The 16,617-nt window shown below is 64.7% G+C and carries 15 protein-coding genes and 3 pseudogenes; 8 read left to right on the forward strand and 10 right to left on the reverse strand.

Features of this window, described 5'->3' with window-relative positions; all coding sequences use genetic code 11:
* Window positions 1–20 precede the first annotated feature (20 nt).
* Window positions 21–1,904, reverse strand: a complete 1,884-nt coding sequence (locus tag RBB84_RS19450) for a cutinase family protein (RefSeq protein WP_350246535.1) — start codon at window positions 1,902–1,904, stop codon at window positions 21–23.
* Window positions 1,905–2,351: 447 nt separating this feature from the next.
* On the opposite strand from RBB84_RS19450, the gene RBB84_RS19455 reads away from it, so the two are divergent.
* Complete coding sequence (locus RBB84_RS19455; RefSeq protein ID WP_138845859.1) at window positions 2,352–2,846, forward strand: hypothetical protein; 495 nt, start codon at window positions 2,352–2,354, stop codon at window positions 2,844–2,846.
* Between the two features lie 7 nt (window positions 2,847–2,853).
* On the opposite strand, the gene RBB84_RS19460 is transcribed toward RBB84_RS19455, so the two are convergent.
* A complete protein-coding gene (locus RBB84_RS19460; protein WP_350246536.1) occupies window positions 2,854–3,651 on the reverse strand; it encodes an RNase H family protein in 798 nt (265 codons plus the stop codon).
* A gap of 268 nt (window positions 3,652–3,919) precedes the next feature.
* Window positions 3,920–4,834: a hypothetical protein gene (locus RBB84_RS19465; protein ID WP_350246537.1), complete on the reverse strand. Its 915-nt coding sequence runs from the start codon at window positions 4,832–4,834 to the stop codon at window positions 3,920–3,922.
* Window positions 4,835–5,127: 293 nt separating this feature from the next.
* Between RBB84_RS19465 and RBB84_RS19470 the strand changes: the two genes are divergently transcribed.
* Window positions 5,128–6,426 carry an insoluble domain protein gene (locus tag RBB84_RS19470; RefSeq protein WP_283481396.1) on the forward strand — a complete coding sequence of 433 codons (1,299 nt, stop codon included), beginning with the start codon at window positions 5,128–5,130 and terminating at the stop codon, window positions 6,424–6,426.
* A gap of 60 nt (window positions 6,427–6,486) precedes the next feature.
* On the opposite strand, the gene RBB84_RS19475 is transcribed toward RBB84_RS19470, so the two are convergent.
* Genes RBB84_RS19475 through RBB84_RS19485 form a run of 3 tightly spaced genes read right to left on the reverse strand, consistent with a single transcriptional unit; the run spans window position 6,487 to window position 7,303 of the window.
* Complete coding sequence (locus tag RBB84_RS19475; RefSeq protein ID WP_169687144.1) at window positions 6,487–6,738, reverse strand: WhiB family transcriptional regulator; 252 nt, start codon at window positions 6,736–6,738, stop codon at window positions 6,487–6,489.
* Between the two features lie 25 nt (window positions 6,739–6,763).
* Complete coding sequence (locus RBB84_RS19480) at window positions 6,764–7,120, reverse strand: HNH endonuclease (protein ID WP_350246539.1); 357 nt, start codon at window positions 7,118–7,120, stop codon at window positions 6,764–6,766.
* A gap of 54 nt (window positions 7,121–7,174) precedes the next feature.
* Window positions 7,175–7,303, reverse strand: a complete 129-nt coding sequence (locus RBB84_RS19485; RefSeq protein WP_350246540.1) for a hypothetical protein — start codon at window positions 7,301–7,303, stop codon at window positions 7,175–7,177.
* 437 nt (window positions 7,304–7,740) lie between these two features.
* Between RBB84_RS19485 and RBB84_RS19490 the strand changes: the two genes are divergently transcribed.
* Window positions 7,741–8,202, forward strand: coding sequence for a hypothetical protein (locus tag RBB84_RS19490; RefSeq protein ID WP_350246542.1), 462 nt, complete (start codon window positions 7,741–7,743; stop codon window positions 8,200–8,202).
* A gap of 72 nt (window positions 8,203–8,274) precedes the next feature.
* Here the strand turns inward: RBB84_RS19490 and RBB84_RS19495 are convergent, their stop codons facing one another.
* Both RBB84_RS19495 and RBB84_RS19500 read right to left on the reverse strand, forming a co-directional pair.
* Complete coding sequence (locus tag RBB84_RS19495; RefSeq protein WP_350246544.1) at window positions 8,275–8,709, reverse strand: MaoC/PaaZ C-terminal domain-containing protein; 435 nt, start codon at window positions 8,707–8,709, stop codon at window positions 8,275–8,277.
* The gene (locus RBB84_RS19500; RefSeq protein ID WP_350246546.1) at window positions 8,706–9,155 is read right to left on the reverse strand and encodes a MaoC family dehydratase N-terminal domain-containing protein; all 450 of its coding nucleotides are present in this window, start codon (window positions 9,153–9,155) and stop codon (window positions 8,706–8,708) included. Before RBB84_RS19500 ends, RBB84_RS19495 begins: the two co-directional genes overlap by 4 nt.
* A 179-nt stretch (window positions 9,156–9,334) precedes the next feature.
* On the opposite strand from RBB84_RS19500, the gene RBB84_RS19505 reads away from it, so the two are divergent.
* The 3 genes and pseudogenes from RBB84_RS19505 to RBB84_RS19515 all read left to right on the forward strand — a co-directional run.
* Window positions 9,335–9,676, forward strand: coding sequence for a hypothetical protein (locus RBB84_RS19505; protein WP_193904210.1), 342 nt, complete (start codon window positions 9,335–9,337; stop codon window positions 9,674–9,676).
* 139 nt (window positions 9,677–9,815) lie between these two features.
* Window positions 9,816–11,245 (forward strand): annotated as a pseudogene (locus tag RBB84_RS19510) (IS1380 family transposase).
* A gap of 1,316 nt (window positions 11,246–12,561) precedes the next feature.
* Window positions 12,562–13,612, forward strand: a pseudogene (locus tag RBB84_RS19515) (IS256 family transposase); the annotation flags it as partial.
* A 36-nt stretch (window positions 13,613–13,648) separates the two neighbouring features.
* On the opposite strand, the gene RBB84_RS19520 reads toward RBB84_RS19515, so the two are convergent.
* Window positions 13,649–14,907, reverse strand: a protein-coding gene (locus RBB84_RS19520) for an IS3 family transposase (RefSeq protein WP_153008518.1) whose coding sequence is annotated in 2 segments (ribosomal slippage) — window positions 13,649–14,562 and window positions 14,562–14,907 — 1,260 coding nt in all. Because the reading frame shifts where the segments join, the coding sequence is not laid out codon by codon here.
* Between the two features lie 69 nt (window positions 14,908–14,976).
* On the opposite strand from RBB84_RS19520, the pseudogene RBB84_RS19525 reads away from it, so the two are divergent.
* Both RBB84_RS19525 and RBB84_RS19530 read left to right on the forward strand, forming a co-directional pair.
* A pseudogene (locus RBB84_RS19525) lies at window positions 14,977–15,111 on the forward strand (IS256 family transposase); the annotation flags it as partial.
* Window positions 15,112–15,209: 98 nt separating this feature from the next.
* Window positions 15,210–15,638: a DUF4041 domain-containing protein gene (locus tag RBB84_RS19530; RefSeq protein WP_350246548.1), complete on the forward strand. Its 429-nt coding sequence runs from the start codon at window positions 15,210–15,212 to the stop codon at window positions 15,636–15,638.
* Here RBB84_RS19530 and RBB84_RS19535 read toward each other — a convergent pair.
* Window positions 15,603–16,589, reverse strand: a complete 987-nt coding sequence (locus RBB84_RS19535) for an IS481 family transposase (protein WP_209907617.1) — start codon at window positions 16,587–16,589, stop codon at window positions 15,603–15,605. The two genes, RBB84_RS19530 and RBB84_RS19535, sit on opposite strands and share 36 nt — an antisense overlap.
* Window positions 16,590–16,617 lie beyond the last annotated feature (28 nt).

Genomic DNA, 16,617 nt, shown 5'->3' on the forward strand with positions numbered 1-16,617 from the left:
GCCGGCGCCTTTCTCTTCGGTCAGTTACCCGCGGCTGCGGGCTCACCCTCGACGGTAAAGGTCGGCTGCGACGGTGTTGCAGATGTCCTTGCCGGAGCCCTCTTGGTGGTGGTCACGGCCGAATTGCGGCCTCCGAGTTCACTGGTGAAGTAGTCCGCGGTCCAGGTCAATGCGTCGCGGCCTCGGGAGTCGACGACGAGCTGGCCGTAGTTCTGGTGCGCACCACCGGAATAGAAGGAGATGGCTCGGGTCGCGGAGCGAGTGACGGAGGCGACGTTGAACGAGGAGGCGAGGTTCGAAACGGCGTCGAGGTCGACGCCGTCGAGGATCCCGCTGGTGTCGGCCGCGGTGGCGAGGGTGTGGAGGATCAGCGGTGGGATCGCGAGCAGGTCACCGCTCATCACGTACTTGACGATCAGAGCGACGTTTTGGGCGAGTGCGGTCAGGTCGAGGCGGTTGATGACCTTGAGGACATCCCCGGCCAGCCTTTCGGGTGACCCGGTGGGCATGGTCTGCAGGATCGCAATGAGCGGGTCGAGATCGACCGAGTCGACAGCTTCGACGATGCCGACGAGCTTGGCGTTGAGGGCGTTGACGATGTTGGGCATGGCGGGGAAGTCGCCGACGGCGGCGAGCGAGCCGAGAGTGGTCAGGTCGTTGACGATGCCTTGGAAGTCGATGCGTGCGACCTTGCCCGAGGTGACCGAGGCTTGGCGGAGCAGAGAGACCGGTTGGATGCCGCGCACGATGCGTGCGGCCGCGGTGGCATCGCTACCGCCGAGTCCTGCGAGCGGGCCGAGAACTTCGGCGAGGTCGGCGGCGGAACCCATGAGTTGATTTGCGCCGAGTCTCTCGGCGCCGTCGGCGAGGCTGTCGAGGATCCTCGAGAGGTTGTCGATGTCGACACTGCGGACCTTGTTGAGGACGGTGCTGGCGCGGTACTGGGCCGTGTCCTGGGAGAAGTCAGTAAGGGTGGCGGCGGCGTATCCGTTGCTGATGTTCTGCGCGAGGCTGCGGAACAGCTGGCTGTCCTTGCGTGTTTGGGTCGCGATCGTGCGCGCGCCAGCGGTGTCCCCGGAGGAGAGTGCGGTCTGGATGCGAGTAGATGCGGTCTTGAGGCCGTCGATGTTGAGATGGGCGAGATCGGTGGCCGTGGCGGTGTCGGCAGGGTTGGTGGGGGCGTCGTCGGCGCTGCTTGCCAGCCCGACGTTGCCGAGCACCGATCCGATACCACTGAGGAGACCGTCGTCGCCCGGGGTGGCGCAGTAAAGGTCGGGGGCGGGATCGCAGATGGTCATGACCTTCATGCCGGAGAACCCGTCGGTACGCGGACCGGCGATGCCGTGGCCGGGCGGATTCGGGCCGACGACAGTTTCCCCGGGGGTACCGCGGCGAGGGTCCGCGATCAAGACGGTGGCGCGCAGTCTGGATGCGGGGATCGGACCGTTGCCTTGTGCGATCTGTTCTGCGATGTCGCCGGCGATGTCAGCGCCTTGGCTGTATCCGGTGAGTCCGAACAGGGTGGACGGGCAGCGAGCGGCGCGCTGCTTGAGTGCGGTGCTGACGGCGGCGACGCCGTCGGCCTTGCTGTCGGCGTAGCCGACGCCTTGGTCGAAGGCGGTGGCTTCGTAGGCGGGGAAGAGAGAGCTGATGGTGCCGCCGGACTTGGCGGCGGCCTTGTCGGTGACAGTCTTGAGCATCCCCACGGGCGTACTCGGGTCTGCGTTCTTGTTGGTCTCCCAGGTGCCTGGGACGGCGATGATTTCGGCGGGGGAGCAGTCGCCGGGAGCGGCGTATGCCGGGGGGCCGGCCAGCGCGCCGACGCCGAGGCTGGTTGCGCCTGCGACGGCTGTGGTGAGTGCAGCGGTGGCGGCGCGTGTGAGCATGGATGCGCGGGGCGTCATCGGGCATCTCCGAGTCAGGTGTGGGCCCGGATCGACGTCGATGGCCGGTGTGATTGGCCGGTCTCGCTGTCCCCGGATCCGCTGGGTGTGGACGCGGACACCCTGGCAAACGCCTTCTCCACTCTGATGAAAAAGGCTATCTACCTGAACAAAAAGGAGGAGCGCCGGCAAGGCCGACGCTCACTACGCTCTATCGGATCTGCCCACACACACCCGCCGCGAGGGAGGGGTGCACAGGTAGCGCGACTCTCTGGGAGACGCGGCCGCACGACGTGGATGAACCAGCCGCCAGCACGTCCAATAGTAGTAGACATTCTCGGTGAGGCCAACCGCGATGGGGGATCGGCGCGGTGCCCGAGCCTCGTGCCCACTGGTCATCAGCTCCGACCGGCAGCTGGTGAACCGGACCGATAACTTTTGCCGCACCACCGATTGGAAGGAGCGCAGATGACCAAAGCTGAGTCCGTATTCGAGATGGCCGCGACCCGGCTGCGGAGTGTCGCCGGGCGCGCCACCCCGGGGCCTTATCTCCGATCGAAGGCCGTACCTGGCGCTTTGCGCTGCGTGGACGCTCCCGATGGCGGGGAGCAGCACCTCGCATTCGGAATTGCGCGGCAGGAGGATTTTCGCCTTCTCGTCGGTGCCGATCCGGGGATGTACGAGCTGTTAGCGGCGGTGTTCGCGGCGGCCGCCGGGTCCGATGCGGCCGCACCGGAGCTGGCGGACCTGGCGGCGTACCTGAGTCAGAAGATGGGGTTGAAGCTGCCTGCGGTCGCGTTCTATCCAGCAGACGAGGCGGTTGTCGAGGACCCGGAAGCACCCGCTGCGGCGCCCGTCGTCGCTCCGGAGCCGACTCCCACGGCACCCTCACGGGCACCTCGCGCACACTCCGTGGTCCAGCCTGCCGCAACCGCCCCGGCGTTGGACGCCGCAGACCTGTAGTCACGGTTCATGCAGCGACCAACTGAACTGCGTCACCACCGATCCTCCGGTACATGTCCGACGCTACGGTTGGAGAAACGTCGAACTCGTTGTTGCGGCGCACCGCAATCGCTGCCCGGTGGGCCGCCTCGTTCAGTGGATGCCCATCGTGACCACGGACCCAGCGCACCGTGCTTCCGGTCCGTTGCAGCTTCTCCCGCAGCGCCCGGACCCGGCCGGCGTGACTCGAAATGAGCCAACGGGGGACGTCGGGATCGTTGCTCTGCAGGTAGGTAGCGACGTGCAGACTGTCGGTGAGGATCTCCAGCTGGCCAGTGTGTCGGCGCACCGCCATCTCGATCGCGAGGCACTCACCCAAGTTGATGCTCTCCACGTCGGGTAGGTAGTCGACGTAGACCCTGCCGGCGGCGTCCACTGCGCTGATGCCGACACCGGCGCGGCCGCGACGCTTCGACGCGTCGGTGGCGACCTGCAGAATCGACTCCCGTTTGCCGCTGCGGGTCGGGTCGGGGTTCTTCAACGATTTCGGTACCTCGGGTAGAGCGCGTCCGGCGGCATGGAAGAGTTCGGAATGGCAGCCGAGCGGACTCGCTGTGAGGACGACTGCGGGGAAGCTCGCAGCGCATCGTCGTGTCTCGGCGCGGACTCCCGAATGGTCGATGTACAAGGCGGGGCGGATGATGGATTGTTCGGCGAGCGCATAGAAGTGCTCGAACGCATCGAGTACTACCGCTTCGGCGCGCTGCGTGTGGTCACGTTCGAAGGGGACTGTCGTGGTGTGGCCATCTATGCCTTGATATGTCACAACGGCTGTGTACGGCCGGATGCGTTGCGTCAGATCGGGGGTGGGTCGATCGACGCGAATGACTCCCGCGACCACCGTGTTTTCTGTGCGGTCTTGCCAGTTCCTCCATGATGCGTGCAGTGCAACGGGACTGAGGATGGCGTGGAGCGGCGACAGCGTGGGCATGAATCCTCCTCTGTGGGGATCGGTCCGCAGGACCGGGTTGTCGGGGACGCCTCCACAGAACCTCCTCGGGCGGCGGATGTTTCAGTCCCCGGCTGTCGCACTGTCAGGGGGTCGGGCAGACCGAGTCGCAGTTCAGCTTGTTCGCGATGTAGAACCGTCCTCCGGCTGAGACCACCGTGTACTGCTGGTGGTACTCGTGGCTCACGCCGTCAGGGGTGGTGACCGTCAGTCGCACGTTGTAGACGTTCTCGGTCTCGGTGCTGGTGATCACGATGTTGTGGGTCGTCAACGGGTCGAGTCGGTCGATGTCGGTTTGGATTGCCTGCGCGGTGGCGGGAATGTTCTGGCTGGCGACGAGGTATCCGGCAGCGGCGGCACCGTTGCGCTGCTCGTAGTACGCGTTGTCGAAGCCGAGGATCACCCCGGGGCCGCTGGTGGTGTCCCCGGGAGCAGGAGCGGAAGCGACGGTGCTCGGCGTCGCCGGCGCGGTCGTCGTGACGGCAGCGGTTGTACCTACCGCCGCCGAGGATTCCTGATCTGTGAAGCCGCCCCGGAAAGTGCCGACGGCAACGGCGCCGAGGACCACAACCCCGGCGACGACAGCGACCACGCCGACGCGACGACGCTTTCCCGCGGGGGTTCGGGTCGGTTTCTGGGGAGTCCGAAGAAACGCGTCGGTGTCGAAGTCCCCTTCGGGCATGCCCCCGTAGGGATCTGCTGTGCGGGCGTCGGAAGAGTGGTGGTCATAGTCGGATCTCTCGTAGTGATCGGCACCACGGTATTCGGACTCGGCGCGCGGATCCCAGGGCTCGTAGTCGGGTAAAGGGGCAGGGGTCACCGCGGGGAACGCAGCGGTCACCTCCGAGGCGTCGTCGAAGCCGTCGGTGCCCCCGCCGAATTCGTCCGCGACGTACTCGTCGCCGAACCCCTGGTCGTACCCGGGAGTGAAGCTCTGTCCGTCGGTGACTGGTTCCTCAGCCCATGGGTCGTCGCTGTCCCACTCGTCGTTCCCGGGCATTGGCTGTGTGTCGGGTTCTACGCGTCCGCGTGCCATGGCGTTCCTCGTATCGGGTCGGTCTGGTGGTCGGTGCGCAGAACCGTAGCCCCATGCTTCTCCACGCAGGTCATCGCTTGTTTGCCCTGCATGCGAACTGTTTTCACTCGGCGTCGGGTGGGAGTGGAGAAGCGCCGCTCTACGGTCGGCGCGACCTTTGCGACAACGTGCGGGGCCCCGCGTCGCACAGGCTCACCGGTCCCGGAGCCGCCGGGAACTCGGTATCAGCTCTGGCTGCAGCACAGGAGGAACAACAGATGGCCAAGAAGCACCGCAAGCCACGAAGCTCGTGGATTGCCCCGACGGCGGTCGCCGCTGGTATCGGCATGACCGCCATCACCGGCGCGGGTATCGCCACTGCCGCCCCGGAGTCGGGGTGGTCGAACCCGGATCCTTCGGACAGCGCACCGGAGTCCGGGTGGTCGAACCCGAACCCGACGCCGGCAACTCCGGAACCAGCGCCCGTGCAGAGTGCTCCTGAGCCCGAGGAGTCGTTCTGGGTCGCTCCGCCGCCCCAGTACAACCGCGGCACGCGGGCGTACAACCCGGAAACCGGCGGTGGCGTGACGCAGACGGTCTGGTCCGGCAACGACTACTCCGGGGGCAACAACTACTCCGGAGGCGACGATTACTCGGGTGGTACCAACTACTCCGAGAACACCTCGCCCCAGGTCGACTGGAGCAATCTGCATGCACCCACGCCGGTGATCGATCCGACGCTCCCAATCGAAGCTCCCAAGGACAAGATCCGCGTCGGACGAGTGATCTTCGATCAGCCGAACTGGGTCTCGGACATCGACGCCGAGCGCACCAACAACACCACGGCTGTCATCGAAGCCCAGGTCACCGACGCGTGGCGCTCGGTTGGCCTGGAAACCACCGAAGCCGAAAAGGTCGCCTCCGGGCAGGTGGCAGGAACCGCGCTTGGCGCGGTGAGCGGGTTCGCGACCGGATGTGTGGCCACAGCAGTTCCGGCAGGGCTCATCGGCGGCACGATCGGTGGAATCGGTGGTGCTGTCCTGGGCGGATGGGTTCCCTCCCCGATCCCCGGAACCGCACCGATCACCACCGGTGTCGCGGGCACTGCCGGCGGCGCCGCGATCGGCGCTGCAGCAGGCTGCGTTACCGGTGGTGCGGTCGGCGCCGGAATTGGTGGCGCCGCAGGCCTCGCGGCTGGTACCGCCTACGGAGCCGGCGAGGGTGCCACCCCGATCGAGACGACGGTCCCGGACGTCGAAGAGGACCAGATCGCCGAGCAGGTGGACACCACCTTAGATCAGTGGTCCCAGGATCCGGTGGGTGCGACCGTGGTCGACGCGGTTCAGTCGTTCACTACCGAGACGGCCCCGGCCCTCGACACACAGGTCCGGGACTTCGTCGGCGCTCAGGCGGGTGGCGAACAGATCCTCGACCAGGTCGACCAGACCCTCGAGACGTTCTTCAACGACGCCACGCCGGGTCTGAGCGGAAACCTGATCAGCACGGCGGTCGGTGACGCCATCGCAGCTTTCGGGGCTGCCCCGGCCGCGGATCCGGCTGCGCCGATCGCGGGCTGACCGCAACAGCAAGACAGCGGGCTCCACACCAGCATTGGTGTGGAGCCCACTGTCGTGTGCTCAGCGAATCAACTTGCCGCGACGGTATTCACGGCCACCCCAGACGCCGGTCTGCCCGGTCGCGCTGGCGTAGGTGCCGCACGCGTCGGCGATCGGGCAGCGAGCGCAGATTCTAGCGGCGTAGTCGAACGACTCGCTCGGGTCCGGGAACCATCGGTCCGGGTGCTGATCGCCACGGCAAGCGGCGACGTCCCAGTCCGTGGCGTCCTCGGAGATGGGGAGCAGGTCGGTCAGGGTCAGCGTGACTGTCATCGGGATGCGCCTCCTTCCAGGCGATTCAGGTAGTTGGGGCCAACTCGCGCCAGATGGCCTGCTGGCGCTTCTGATCGGTACGGGGTGCCCGGGGCACCCACAGGAGCGGCATGTCGGCCTCCTCGGGGGTGCGGTCTGCCTTGCGGCCGTTGCAATCCGAGCAGGCGGCAACGAGGTTGCCGTAGTGGTCTCCTCCGCCGCGACTCTTGGGAAATACGTGGTCCACCGTCCGGGCACCGGGCTGGCCGCAGTACGCGCACCGGTGGTGGTCGCGAGCGAGCACCGCTGCGAAGCTCGCGCGGGTGTCATCATCGATCGCCGGTCGCGGGGGAGTATGGACGTACTCAAGCAGCTGGATCGTGTGCGGCAGAGGGATCGCCACGTGCTGCGATCGCACCACGAAGCGCGGAGTGTGCTCGACCAAGGTGATCGCGAGCTACTCGTTGAGCAGCACCACCGCTCGGGCGGCCGGTACGACGTCGAAGTCCTCGTAGGTGACGTTGAGGACCCGCACGCGGGTGTTCATCCAGGTGCGGGCGGTGATGGCGGTGGGTGGGCGGTGCATGGCAATCGACAACCTCGTTCTCTCGCAGAGGGGAGTGGCGGGTTCTCGAGGTGTGCTCGTCCCGATGAGGCCGGGGTCGGCCGGAAGTCACCTCGGGGGTGACTGAAAGTCGGGGCGCGCACGCCCCGAGAGGAGGGGCGTCAGTAGACGCGGAATCCGGCGGTCGTGCCGGAGTGTTCAGCGAGCCGGTCCAGGAATTGGATCTTCGGCTGCGACATGCACTGTAGGTACGCGCTGGTGCGCATTCGAGTGTCCTTCCTGGTCGTAGGTGGCTGCTACCGGTCGCCCAGTGTGCCATGCGAGAGCGGGGAAGTGTTGCAGATATTGAGCTCGCGCGCCGTCGACCTCCGTCAGCAGTCACCAAGATCGAGCCCGCGAACTGGTGAACCCTCTACGTACGGTCGAGCCGCCAGTTCACCAACGATCAAGGGGTATTCATGAGCAAGCTCAACGGTGCAGTGCGACGTGCGGTTCAGATTGCAGCCGGAGTGGCTGCGGCAGGAGCCCTAACTATCTCCGGAGCCGGGCTCGCATCAGCGGCATCACCGCCGGTCACACCAAGCCCGGGCGGAGACAACATCTGGCCCGTCGTCAACCTCGACCGATGCGGCGGTCCGATCCAAATATCGAGGGACACCGTCCCCGGCCGAACGGACCTGCTCGGGGTGACACTCACGCCGACGGGCAACTTCGGCGCCAGCTCAGAATGCGTGGCCCCGGTGAAGCTGGAATGGGTGAATGGCATCGCGCCGTTCGGCCACGCGGTAACGGTCACGGTGGACAGGCCCGGACCCAGCCGAGTCGACATCCCGATTGGTGCGGGCGCGAGCCTACTGACGGTCCAGACGCTGGGAGTGCCGGCCTTCGGTACATCCCAGTACGTGTGGATGCAGCAGTGATGCGGGGGTAACCCACTGCAGCGCAGGGCCCTGCCACACGTGGTGGCAGGGCCCTGCCGCGGTTGTACGAGATCAGGCGGAGAACTTGAGGTGAGCCTGGGTCTTCCCGAGGACCTTCTGTCTCTCAGCAGACACGGTGACGTCGATTCGCGCGGTGCGTTCCTCGTCGTCGAGTCGAGCCACCTTCGCCGAGATCGACAGTTCGGCACCCTTCACCTGGTCGACCACGACCGGCCGCGTGAACCGGGTCTCGTACGAGACGACCGTGGTGGGGTCGCCGAGCCAGTCCGTGACGACCTGCAGACCGAGGGCCGCGGTCAGCATCCCGTGAGCGAGAACGCCCGGTAGTCCTGCGCTGGTCGCGACGGCGTCGTTGAAATGGATGGGGTTGAAGTCGCCCGAGGCGCCGGCATAGCGGACCAGGTCATCTCGGGTCACAGTCAGGTCGGCCTTCGCGACAACCGCACCGACCTCGAGGTCCGTGAAGCGAGGAACTGTGTAGGTCATTCGTCATCTCCTCGGTGCAGCAGCGACGAGGTGATGGTGACGACCACGTCGCCGCTTTCATCTCGGATTTCGCAGATCGTGGACAGGATGGAGTTGCCGGCACGCTCGGTGACGTCGGTGATCGTCAGCGTGGTGCTGAGTTCCTCGCCGGCGACGATCGGGCGGCGGTATTCGATCTTCTCCGAGGCGTGGACGATGCGGTGCGGGTCGAGTCCGGTGTCCGGGGTTTCGACGAGTTGGGTCACCGAGGGGGACTGGACGACGGTGGTGAAGGTCGTCGGCGCGATGACATCTGCGAAGCCAGCGGCCCGGGATGCCTCGACGTCGTGGTGCAGCGGGTTCGTCGCGCGCACGGCGCGGGCGAACTCGCGAACCTTCTCGCGGCCGACGAGGTATGTCGTCGGCGGGAAGACCCGGCCGGCGAGGTTGGGGTTCAGTGGTGGCATCGCTCGAGACTATCGACGGTGAGGCGGGCGGGGACGAGGGCCTCTGGGTTGTTCGTGCTCGATCGCAGACGGGTCCCGCTAACTCCAGCGAGAAGACACTGTAACACCGTGTTGCCGACGTCCCTAACGTCGCTCCCGTCAACCGCAGGCATAGGCCTGCCTCTGCAGTAGGAGGAACGATGGCCGATCCGTACATCACGATCCCCGACGCGTTCGCCGATGCGTTCATTGCACTCGCGAACGAAGCAAACGATCATCCCGACGAACTCGATCTGGGGATCAGCGACGACAGGTTGAGGCTGTGGCTGTCGAACAGCTATCCGGGGTTCTCGCCCTACCTTCAGATGCGCAAAGGCCCGGCTGGAAACGCGGTCGTGGAGGTGCGTTCGCAGGTCAATAATCGTGACAGTGAAGGGAACTCGACAAGGGTGACGTTCACTGACGCATCCGTGCGAGTCGACCTCACAGACCCTTATTCTGCGGCCCAGCTCGCACTCGAATGCTGGCTCAGCACTCTCTGATCCCACCACTCACTCTTAGCCTCGCGCTTTCGTACTGATTGAGCGGGCGGCCGTGTCGAACACGAAGAATGGTGCCCTGAACTGGGATAATTCGACTTGCGAAGGTTGAATCAGTCCGAGTCCGAAAGGCACCATTCCGGTGAGCAAGTCTACGTCCCCCTACCCACACGTGTCCGCATCGGCCACCGGAACCAGCCTCGTGTCGCATGCCGGCGCGATCCTGCTACTGCGCACCGCGGAGAAAACCGGCCTCACCACGGCATTGACGACCGAACTCGGCCCGTTCCGCAAACCGTTGGCTCGCCACGATCCCGGCAAGATCCTCCTCGACCTCGCGGTCTCCCTCGCACTCGGCGGAGACTGCCTCGCCGACATCAACCAACTACGTGCCCAGCCCGAACTGTTCGGTGCGGTGGCGTCCGATCCGACCGTCTCCCGCCTGATCGGTGTGTTGGCCTCCGACGCCGATACTGCTCTCGCTGCCATCGGACGGGCCCGCGCCACCGCCCGCGCCCACGCCTGGACCGCCGCCGGCTCCGCGGCACCGGACCACACCATCGACGAACAAAAACCACTGGTCATCGACATCGATGCCACCCTCGTCACCGCCCACTCCGACAAAGAACACGCTGCCCCGAACTTCAAACGCGGCTACGGGTTTCATCCATTGTGCGCGTTCATCGACCACGGTGAGTACGGCACCGGTGAACCCGTCGCGATGATGCTGCTGCGCCCCGGTAACGCCGGGTCGAACACCGCCGCCGATCCTCCCCCAAGCACTACGTGCAGGGCGGTACCCCCATCACCGTCGTGCAGGACGCACTGGCGCAGTTACCGTTCGATCCGGGATATCGGGTCGGGAAGAAGGTACTGGTCCGGATCGACGGTGCCGGCGGCACCCACTCCTTGATCGAGTACCTGACCAAACGCAGGCTCTCGTATTCGGTCGGATTCGGGTTGACCGACACGATGACCGCCGCCCTCGATCTGGTCCCCGAACAGGCATGGACTCCGGCCTACGACCCGGACGGGCAGGTTCGTGACGGCGCCTGGGTCACGGAGATCACCGGACTGCTCGACCTGTCCACGTGGCCGAACGACATGCGCGTGATCGTCAGGAAGGAACGCCCGCATCCGGGTGCGCAGTTGCGGTTCACCGACCGTGACGGCCTGCGCCTGACCGCGTTCGTCACCAACACCCGCCGTGGGCAACTCCCCGATCTGGAGCTGCGGCACCGGCGTCGGGCTCGGTGCGAGGACCGGATCCGGGCAGCGAAAGTCACCGGTCTGCAGGATCTTCCGCTGCACGGCTACGACCAGAACCGGATCTGGCTGGCGCTGGTGCAACTCGCATGCGAGCTGACCGCGTGGATGCAAATGCTCGCGTTCACCGACGTGACTGCACGCAGGTGGGAACCGAAACGGCTACGGCTGCGGGTGCTGTCGATCGCCGGGAAGATCGCCCGGCATGCCCGCCGTGTTCGACTGCGGCTGGCCGCGACGGCTCCGGGTGTCGATGTTCTCGTGGCCGGCTTGAACAGGCTCACCGCGCTACCTGCGCCTGCGTGACCTGCACGTATCTTCATTTATCGAGACGAAAGGACACTCAGCTCGGGGCCGTGGACCCCGGCGTCACCCGACCGTGTCGGGTAGTCGATCGTGGCCGCACACCGGATCCGCAGGTTTCCACACCCAATCTGAACTGCTCAGGCCGGCGCGTCACCCGCACGAAAGATCGAGGTTAGAGCGCATTTCGGAATGCGTTAGGTTCTGCAGCCATGTCCGAAAGACCATGGAATTGTGTTGCCGATAACCCGGATCCGATTATTTATTTAAGGACCTCGTTCCAGCGGAAGGCTACAGTGATCGCTTTGCACACGCGGCGATGCGCTCCGTTACTTACACTGAGGCCAAGAATAACTCGGAGTATCAAGGGTATTTCTGAAGTCTTGGTGCGTGATAATTATACTGGTATGAAAGTCTTTTCCGGCGCGGAGGTTTGGGAATACCTCGGGTTCGATGATCACGGTTAGGGAATTTCCGGCCTCCAGCACCTGGATCCCCCGAGGAGAGGGCCATTCCTCTTGGGATTCGATTGTGGTACCAAATAAATTTTCAGGGTCATCCGATTCCACTTCAACGGTGCGGGATGCCGTCGCGGGCCGAGAGATTCGCTCCATCTCGATTAAGACCCTGTTTATCCCAAGGGGTCTGTCTTCCCAGGACCCCCCATCGAGCATTTCTATCCCGATGTTTGTCAAGGTAGGAGGATTTCCAACTACATTGGAGTAGCGTTCGGGCGGCAGGGAAGACATATTCATTTCGACTACGATCATAGTCGAATCATTTCGGACTATTTGTGCGGCCACAAACCAATAGGGGGGAGGTAGCAAGTTCGCTTCCGAGTTAACCGAGCACGACAGCTGCTTCGGCACGACCATTTCGTCTAGTTCGCCAGCTCGATCGGCCGAACAGCCGACGATGGCCATAGCCGTCAGCGCTGAGACGATCACTCTCCAGACGTCTGTAGTCCTCGGCATAGCCGTTCCTCTGTGGAAACTCCCGCTTAGATGTATAAGGTCGTGACGTTGGTGGCGCCGGCCCTGAGTTTGCTCATGGGTGGCCGGTTTTGACGGCAGTGTTCGGTTGATGGTAGTTGAAGTGTTCACATTCTCCACCAGTAGTGCCCCATAGAGTGGTGTAACCCGGTGACCAGCACCACAACCGACAGCGTGTCGCTGCTGGACGTGAAACGGTCACCGCGTGATCCTTCGAGTCAACCTTCCACAGAATCCTCGAACGGAGTCATCACGATGACCGCACCCCACATTGTCGACCCTGCGGGTGTATAGCACCAAGCCCTGACCGACGCGTCTCCCGACCTGATGCGCGAACTGCTACAAACCATGATCAACGCCCTGCTGTCCGCCGAAGCCGACGCGGTCTGCGGCGCCGAATGGGGCCGACAGTCCACCGAACGAGTCAACCAGCGCAACGGATACCGACGCCGCCCGCTCGACACCCGCGTCGGCACCATCGACGTCGCCGTCCCCCAAACTCCGGTCCGGGACGTATTTTCCCGAATGGCTCCTCGAACGCCGTAAACGCGCCGAAGCGGCATTGATCACCGTGGTCGCCGACTGCTACCTGGCCGGGGTCTCCACCCGCCGGATGGACAAGCTGGTCAAAACCCTCGGCATCAACGCACTGTCGAAGTCCCAGGTCTCACGCATGGCCGAAGACCTCGACGAACAGGTCGCCGCGTTCCGGCAACGCCGACTCGATCACGCGGGCCCGTTCACGTTCGTCGCCGCCGACGCATTGACGATGAAAGTCCGCGAGAACAAGCAGGTCGTGAACGCAGTCGCGATGGTCGCCCCCGGAGTCAACGCCGACGGGCACCGCGAAGTGCTGGGCCTGCACGTGGCCACCAGCGAGACCGGTCCGGCATGGAACACCTTCTTCGCCGACCTGGTCGCCCGCGGTCTGAGCGGGGTCCGGTTGGTCACCTCCGATGCACACCGTGGTCTGGTCGATGCGATCGCGGCGAACCTGCCCGGTGCTGCGTGGCAGCGATGCCGGACCCATTACGCGGCGAACCTGATGGGTGTGTGTCCGAAGAGCATGTGGCCGGCGGTCAAGGCGATGTTGCATTCGGTCTACGACCAGCCGACCGCCGATGCGGTCGATGCCCAGTTCGATCGTCTTGTCGAGTACACCGAGGACCGGCTCCCGGCGGTCGCCGAGCACCTGGGCAATGCCCGCCAGGATCTGTTGTCATTCAGCGCATTTCCGAAGGATGTGTGGACTCAGGTGTGGTCGAATAATCCGGCCGAGCGTCTCGATCGAGAGATCCGACGTCGGACCGATGCGGTGGGGATCTTCCCCAACCGTGACGCGGTCGTCAGGTTGGTCGGTGCTGTTCTGGCCGAGCAGGGGCCTTACCCCCAGCAAATGGACACGGGTGGTGGATTACGCCGCGGATGCCAGCGTAGCGATGTAGAGGGTCTCGTAGGTGTTCGGGGACCGGTGTCCGCACCAGGAATGTCGTCGTCGGGTGTTGTAGCGGGTGACCCAACGGAACACCTGACGCCGGCACGTGGCTTCGTCCGACCAGACGTTCGCGTTCTGGAGGACTTCTCGTTTGAGGGCGGCGTTGAAGGATTCGGCGAGACTGTTGTCGGCGCTCGTGCCGACTTTACCCATCGACTGGGTGACGCCGAGGTCGGCGCAGAGGGAAGCGAAATCCTTCGAGGTGTATTGCGCGCCGTGATCGGAGTGAAAGATAGACCCGGACAATCCATTACGATCTCCATGAGCAGCAAGGAGAGCGTCGGCGACGAGGTCGGTGCGCATATGGTCGGCGATCGCCCAGCCGGCGAGTTTGCGGGAGTAGCAATCGATCACCGTCGCCAGATACAGGTTGGCACCGCCCTCGATCGGTAAATATGTAATGTCGCCGACGTAGATACAGTTCGGTGCAGGGGCGGTGAAGTCCCGCTCGAGCAGGTCGGGCACCTTCTGGTCCGCAGGTTCTGGGACGGTGGTCGTGACCCGTCGTCGACGGCGGTAGCCGACAATGCTGTTCTGACGCATCACCCGGGCCACCCGCTTGTGGTTGACCCTCTCGTTCACGGTGACGCCATCGTTGAGTTCTGCGGTGATCCTGGGTGCTCCGTAGGTGTTGTCCTCGGTATGGATCGCCCGGATTCGTTCGGCCAGCTGCGCGTCGGCCGCGGCGCGAGCGGTCCTGTCCGGCTCGGCGGACTTCCAGGCGTAGTAGGACGAACGCTCGAGCTCGACGAGCTCGCACAACCGCTTCACCTGATAGGTGTCGGAGTGGTCGGCGACGAACTGGAAGCGGGTCACCAGTTCGTCTCCCCGGCGAAATACTTGGCCGCCTTACGAAGGATCTCGCGTTCGGTGGTGAGCTTGGTTGCTTCCGCTCGTAGGGCGGCATTCTCGGCTTCGAGACGGGCGAGTTTCTGCTCGACGGTCTCCGATTCGCTACCCGTGCCGGAGCTCAGGCTATGAGGCCGTGCCGGAGTATGCACCCGGGTGCCGTCGACGTGGGTTTTGGTGCCGGTCCCGTACTGGTCGATCCAGCCTGTCAAGGTGCCGCGCACGACCCCGAGGTCAGCGGCGATACCTCGGATCGTCGCGCCCGGCGTGGACTCGTACAACTCGACCGCCTGGCGCCGGAACTCCTCCGAGTAGTTCTTTCGTGACATGACTGAAGATCATCTCGCTTCCCCAGCAGATGCTGGATTCAGCGTGTCCAAGAACCGGGGTCAAGGCCCCAGACCGATGAATGGACGGAGGGCCGGCGGTATCTCGGGCTCGAGGTGCTGGCTCGTTGTCGTGCTGTGGGCACCGCGCCGGACAGTGTCGGGGAGGTGGTTACGGAACCTGCTGCCGCGATTCCTGCTGCATAGTGCAGGACAGGAGAAGGGATCACCGTCCTACACCACCTTCTGGGGCTTGACCCCATCCGGCCGAGACGTCCGTACAGCTGAAGGATGAACTCGCCCGCGTGCAGGCAGCGATCAAACAGGCTGTGCGCGATAAGACTGCCATCACCGCTACCTCGAATTTCACGTTCAACAACTCCGCAACGCAGGGGCGAAAGTTCGTCTCGGAGAGGTCGAAGATCATGCTGCGCGCCTACAACGCCGAGGCGGAGAACTGCGTCAAGACGGTCAAGGCAGGAAATCTCGCGGCCGCGTCCGCTCGACTGTTCAAGGCCTCCGAACAGATCGCACGTCAGGGGCAGATGATCGCTCTACGCGTAACAGATCACTATCACCGCCTCCGATTGCGCGAACTCGAACTGGCCGCCGATGTCCACCAGAAGGTCCAGGAAGAAAAGGAAGCCGAACGCGCGCGCCGTGAGGAGCTGCGCGAACAACGCAAAGCCGAGCAGGAACTAGCTGTACTGACCGGACACGTTGGTCAATCGTGAGAAGGGCGGCTGGTTGCTGCAGGCTGTGTGGGGCCGGTGATGGTTGTAGTAGTGCAGCCAGCCGTCGAGTTCGCCGCGACGCTCCGTCTCGGAGGTGTAGCAGCGGGCGTAGGCCCAGCCGTCGGCCAGGGTGCGGTGGAAGCGCTCGATCTTGCCGTTGGTCTGCGGGCGATACGGCCTGGTCCGTTTGTGCCTGATTCCCAGCTCGGCGCAGGTGTCGCGCCACAGGTGTGAGCGATAGGCGCCACCGTTGTCCGACAGGACCCGCTCGACGGTCACCCCGCGGGCGTTGAACCACTTGACGGCCCTGGCCAGGACCGCTGTGGCGGTGTGGGCTGTTTCGTCGTCGTGGATCTCGGCGTAGGCGACGCGGGAGTGGTCGTCGATGACGGTGTGGACGTAGGCCTTGCCCATCAACGGGTCGTAGTGCTTGTTCTTGGGCTTGTCGGGTGTGGCTGCGCGGTTCTTCTCGCCTTGTCGTCGGCCGACGTAGCGCCAGCCTCCGCCGTCTGGGATGTTGCCGAGCTTCTTCACGTCGACGTGCAGCATCGCCCCGGGGTGGTCGTGCTCGTAGCGACGAACAGGCTCTCCAGTGGCACGGTCGACGTGCGACAGGCGGTTCAAGTGGACGTCGACCAAGATCCGGTGGACTGTCGACGGAGCAACGCCAATCCGGTATGCCAACTGAACCGGACCTTCCCGCAGACGCAGCCGGAGCTGGATACAGCGCTTCGCAGTCGTGGGGCTGGTCTTGTTCGGGGAGCGGTGAGGCCGTGAGCTGCGGTCCTGCATGGACTGACCGGCCCGGTAGCGGTCAGCCCAGCGCTTCACGGTGGGCCAGGAGACCTGGAACCGGGCAGCGACCTCGCTGATCGGCCATCCGTGGTCAACAACCAGCTGGGCAACCTTGAGGCGGTGACGCGGAGTGAGGGCGGCATTGGCGTGGGACATGGTGGTCTTCCTGGTGACGAGCGGGTGG

It is taken from the genome of Rhodococcus sp. D-6 (assembly GCF_040256695.1).
Lineage (GTDB): Bacteria > Actinomycetota > Actinomycetes > Mycobacteriales > Mycobacteriaceae > Rhodococcus > Rhodococcus pyridinivorans.

Excerpts from the sequence above, each read along its gene's own strand:
- RBB84_RS19475 (WP_169687144.1), bottom strand. The coding sequence starts at position 6,738 with ATGACAGTCACGCTGACCCTGACCGACCTGCTCCCCATCTCCGAGGAC.
- RBB84_RS19485 (WP_350246540.1), bottom strand. The coding sequence starts at position 7,303 with ATGCACCGCCCACCCACCGCCATCACCGCCCGCACCTGGATGAACACC.
- RBB84_RS19465 (WP_350246537.1), bottom strand. The coding sequence starts at position 4,834 with ATGCCCGGGAACGACGAGTGGGACAGCGACGACCCATGGGCTGAGGAA.
- RBB84_RS19490 (WP_350246542.1), top strand. The coding sequence starts at position 7,741 with ATGAGCAAGCTCAACGGTGCAGTGCGACGTGCGGTTCAGATTGCAGCC.
- RBB84_RS19450 (WP_350246535.1), bottom strand. The coding sequence starts at position 1,904 with ATGACGCCCCGCGCATCCATGCTCACACGCGCCGCCACCGCTGCACTC.
- RBB84_RS19495 (WP_350246544.1), bottom strand. The coding sequence starts at position 8,709 with ATGACCTACACAGTTCCTCGCTTCACGGACCTCGAGGTCGGTGCGGTT.
- RBB84_RS19535 (WP_209907617.1), bottom strand. The coding sequence starts at position 16,589 with ATGTCCCACGCCAATGCCGCCCTCACTCCGCGTCACCGCCTCAAGGTT.
- RBB84_RS19470 (WP_283481396.1), top strand. The coding sequence starts at position 5,128 with ATGGCCAAGAAGCACCGCAAGCCACGAAGCTCGTGGATTGCCCCGACG.
- RBB84_RS19505 (WP_193904210.1), top strand. The coding sequence starts at position 9,335 with ATGGCCGATCCGTACATCACGATCCCCGACGCGTTCGCCGATGCGTTC.
- RBB84_RS19455 (WP_138845859.1), top strand. The coding sequence starts at position 2,352 with ATGACCAAAGCTGAGTCCGTATTCGAGATGGCCGCGACCCGGCTGCGG.
- RBB84_RS19500 (WP_350246546.1), bottom strand. The coding sequence starts at position 9,155 with ATGCCACCACTGAACCCCAACCTCGCCGGCCGGGTCTTCCCGCCGACG.